Here is a 4,619-nt window from a genome sequence, read left to right on the forward strand (position 1 = left end):
TCAGCGCCTCGATTGCGACCTCCTCACGTCCCCGGCCGGTGAAGATGATGAAAGGTACCCGGGATCCTGCTTCCCGGACCTGTTTTAAGAGCTCGATCCCATCCATCTCCGGCATCTGGTAGTCCGAGATGACCGCGTCGTAGCGGCCGGTCCGGATCATGCGAAGCGCCTCGTGTGGGCTTGCGGTGACATCGACGGCGATGCCGTCCTCCCGCTCAAGGAACATACGGCCGAGATCGAGCAGTGCCTCCTCGTCGTCTACATAGAGGATGCGATCAGGGGCGGCTTGGACGTGCATGATGGTACCTATATTGAGGAGGAGTGGGATGTATAAAATACATTTCGAATTAACAGTGCCGTATTCGAGCACTATATAGGTTTATACGGCATTTTACGAGATATTTCATCGATACAGGCCCGATGAGAGGGCAAAATCCAGGAAGCGATCCACCCCTGCGCAAGCACCGTCACGACCCAGCCGACCGCATCTCCAGGTTCGCATGGCTTATGAAGCCCCGGTTCCGGGACGATCACCGACGGCATCGCCGTGTTGCACCGGGAATCCCGGTCCCGGGAGAGCGGGGATCTGCGGCCGAAAGAAGGCGGCACTCCTGCAATCCGGAAGAGTTACTGCTGTCTCTGCGCCAATGCTGTCACATAGGAGCCCGGTGGCCTCCGGCCGGCTTACCGCGCCTTTGCGACCATCTCGATCTCGACCCTCGCCCGTGCGGGGTAGGGCTCGACGAAGTACTCAGCATAGACAGCGTTGACCGTCTCAAAGTCCGCGAGGTCCGTGAGGTAGATCCGGGTCTGGACGACGTCTGAGATGTCGAGGCCGGCTTTGAGGAGGACAGCCCGCGGCAGGGCGGTTGACAGGCCAGTCGGTCTGCCGGGGGGGACGGGCAGGGGCTGAGCCGGGAACCGGTAGAACAGAAGCTTACCCCGATCCGACCCGGAACTGCCCCTTCGGCACCGTGATCTCGAACCGGGCACCCCGGCCCGCTTCACCGGTCTCCCGGATCGTGATCCCGGTGATATCAAGGACCTCCCGGGAGAGGGAGAGCCCGAAACCGGTGTTCTTCCCAAACCCCCGGTGAAAGATCCTCTCCTTGAGATCGGCTGCAACACCGTCGCCGTCATCCTCGCAGACGACGATGCAGTTCCCGTTGTGGATCTCGGACGCAAACCGGATCGTCGTGGTCTTCCCTCCGTGGCGCAGGGCGTTGTCGATCAGGTTGAAGAAGACCTTGGTTATGAGCGGATCGGCAAACACCTCCGTTTTTTCAGGGATCTCATTCTTCAGCACGACCCCGCCAAGGCTGGCGCTCCTGCCCGCACCGTTCACGAGGGGCCGGAGGTCCTGCCAGACGGGAAGGTTCATCCCGACCTCCTCATACTCCTTCGTAAACTGTATCATGGACGAGATCCGGCTGCTTGCCGTGGCGATGCGGGACAGCTGATCCGCCAACGAGGGATCGGGATTCTTCTCGCACAGGAGCGCAACATAGCCGCTCAGTATCTGGAGCTGGTTGTTGATGTCGTGCCGGGTGATACCCGAGAGGAGGTTGAGTTTCTTGTTTGCCTGATGCAGCGCGTCTTCCGCCCGCTGCCGCTCGGTGACGTCCCGAAGCGAGATCAGGATCGACGGAGCGCCGTTAAAGACGATGGCCTTCCCGAGACTCTCGACCCACCGCTCTTCTCCGTCCACCGTGGCGATCCGATAGCGTGCGACGTACCCGTCCATCCCTCGTGTCACATTCTCAAAATCCCTGATAGCATCCTCCTGCGACGCGGGGGCGACGAACTCCATCACGCTCCTCTTCCCGATTAACCCGGCAGGATCACCTGCATGTACAAACCGGCTTGCAACAGGGTTCGCAAAGAGGATCGTTCCCGCCGGATCAAGGATGAGAATGCCGTCGAGGGAGTGTTCCACAAGGGCCCGGAACTTCTCCTCGCTCTCGGAGAGGGCCCCAAGAGCATTCATGCGCCCGATCTCGGCGGCCGCTTTTGCGGCAACGATCTCCAGGATCTCCCGGGCGGACGGCGGCAGGTTGAGCGGGGCCCTGCTCAGGATACAGAGGATCCCGATGACCTGCCCGCCGGCATTCCGCAGCGCGGTCCCGGCATAGCCGCGGATGTTGAGTTCCCGAAGGTCCCGGCTTTCGGGGAAAAGCCGGGCGACATCATCAGGGTAGACGCAGAACCCGGCTTCCGCGGTATCCTCGCAGGGCGTGCCCTTCAGGACATACGAGTGATCGAGGATCTTCTCACCGTCAAGGAACATCGAGAGCAGCCGGACGCGTTCATGGTCCGGCGTGATCTCGCCGATCATGACGCAGTCGGCGCGAAGCCAGGCACTGAGGCTCTCCGTTAGCCGGTCCAGAGACTCCATGCCGGTCGTTCCCACCATACCGGAGACCAGTGCACGGAGCGCCGACTCTGCGGCCCTGAGTTCCGTGGTGTCGCGGATGACCGAGAGTATGGTCGGCGTTTCGTTGAGATCGAAGAGGCTGACGCTGATCTCGAGGATCTTCTCCTGATAGTCTCCCATCCGGTAGCGGATCTGGAAGGTCGCGTGCCTGTCCCGTAGAAGGTCCTCGACAATGCCAGGAGCCCGTTCTTGCATCTCAGGAGTATCGAGATCGACGAGGCTTATGCCCTCGAGGTCCTCGCGGGTCATGCCGAGGATCCGGCAGGCCGATTCATTGAGATCGATGAATCTTCCCGGCCCCCGCGGCGTGAGTTCGTTGACCAGAATGCCGTCGTGCGCATTCTTCAGGATCAGGCGGTAGCGCTCTCCGCTCTCCCGTATCGCCTCTTGCGCCCGTTTCTGTTCCGTTATATCCTCGACCGTCGTGAGAGCGTGAGGTACGCCGTCGATCGGCACGATGCTTGAAGAGAACCGGCAGGTCCGGAGTTCCCCGGCCTTGCTCCGGCACCGGAGTTCTATGCCGTGCACTGAGTGCTTCTCCCGGAGCGCCGAGACAAACCGGGCAAATTCGCCGTCATCGGCAAACAGCCCCAGTCCCCCTGGTGTTTTCCCGATCACTTCCGTCCGGTCATACCCGGTGCTGCGTAAAAACGCATCATTGACATCGGTAAACACACCGCCGGATACCGACGTCAGGGTCAGCGGGACCGGATTACTCTTGAAAACCGTGGCGAATTTATATTCGGAGTCGCGCAATTCTTTCTCCGCCTGTATCCGTTCGGTAGTATCCCTGAACGAGACGAGCAGGGCAGGCGAACCCTTCAGGGTGATCGTTCTCCCGATGCATTCGAGCCACTTCTCCCGGCCTCTCAAGGTGACGATCCTGCAGTTCACCAGGAATCGGTCATCCCCATCCGCAACCCTGCCAAAATTGACGATTGCACGCTCTCTAAACTCCGGGGCGACAAAATCGAGCACGTTGATCCCGTCTTCCGGCTTCAGGTCATCTGCGCTCTCGACGATCCCGGCTGCCCTGTGATTGGCATACAGGAGCCTCCCGGTGAAATCGACGATGGCAATACCCTCGTTTGACTGCTCCACGACCGCCCGGAACATCTCGGTGCTCTCGCGCAGTGCCTGCTCCTTCTGGCTGAGCGTATCGAAACTCTCGCGGAGTTCCTCTTCGGCAACGGTAACCTTCGCGTAGGCAGAACGGAGTTCGTCGACCGCAATTTTGCGCTCCGTGTTGTCAAGAAACGTCTCCAGCAGACATTCCCGTCCATTGAAACTGACCGGAACGACAGACTTTATGATATCCACCAGGCCTCCGTCTGCGGCCAGCAGCGTGCACTCGGCGTTGCCGACATCCCGGTGCAGGTCCGTGATCGGGCACTTTCCCTCTTCCGCCGGACAGATGCAACGGTGGCAGACCCTGTTGACGATCCGGTCCCGGGTTGTCCCGATCATCTCTGCCGCGGCGGGGTTGAGATCGACGATCTCGTGCGTCTTCGCATCGATGACGACGATCCCGCTCTGGACCGACGCATAGATCTGGTGAAGGTAATCGCGGTTTTCGGCAAGTTCCGCCTCCACCTGCCGCTCGCTGGTGACGTCTTTGAGCTCGCTGGTGACGTCTTTGAAGATCCCCCGGGTGTACCGGCATTCTCCGTCCACGATCTTGCTCTCCGCCATACCCTCGACGTAGATCTTCCTCCCGTCGCGGGTTGTAAAGACCGCATCGATGATCCCCACGTTCTCGCCGGAGACCACCCGCCGGAACGTCTCCATGCAGTGGTCGATGCTCTCCTCATGAATCACATCGAATATCGTAAGGTCCGGGAGTTCTTCTGCCGTATACCCGAGCGTATCGAGCCATTGCGTATTGACGAAGAGGAAGTGCCCGTCCGGTCCAACGCTCTGGATAAGGTCGTTCGCGTTCTGGAGGTCATGGTAGCGCTGCTCCCGTTCTGCAAGGGTCGTCTCCGCCCGCTTCCTTCTCACCGCCTGCCGGATCTTGTGCGCGAGCTCGGCGAACTGGGCCACCGGGTTCCCGCCTTTCTGCACGTAGAAGTCGGCACCGTTGTTGATGGCCTCGATCACGACCTCCTCGCGCCCCCGGCCGGTGAAGAGGATGAAAGGAAGGTCGCCGAACTGCTCCCGGACAGCCTTTAAAAACGCGATCCCG

Annotated in this window: 3 protein-coding genes; all 3 read right to left on the bottom strand. The window is 60.5% G+C overall.

Features of this window, described 5'->3' with window-relative positions; genetic code table 11:
- The coding region (locus PLN84_RS12560; RefSeq protein ID WP_348532132.1) for a response regulator at positions 1-298 on the bottom strand (298 nt) is incomplete at its 3' end.
- A gap of 386 nt (positions 299-684) precedes the next feature.
- Positions 685-993 (bottom strand): Rid family hydrolase, encoded by a 309-nt coding sequence (locus tag PLN84_RS12565; RefSeq protein ID WP_292385480.1) that lies wholly within the window; start codon positions 991-993, stop codon positions 685-687.
- On the bottom strand, positions 938-4,619 hold a 3,682-nt coding region (locus PLN84_RS12570), incomplete at its 5' end, for a PAS domain S-box protein (RefSeq protein ID WP_348532133.1). The genes PLN84_RS12565 and PLN84_RS12570, both read right to left, overlap by 56 nt.

The sequence above is a fragment of the Methanoculleus sp. genome, assembly GCF_035363275.1.
In the GTDB taxonomy this organism is placed as follows: Archaea; Halobacteriota; Methanomicrobia; order Methanomicrobiales; family Methanoculleaceae; genus Methanoculleus.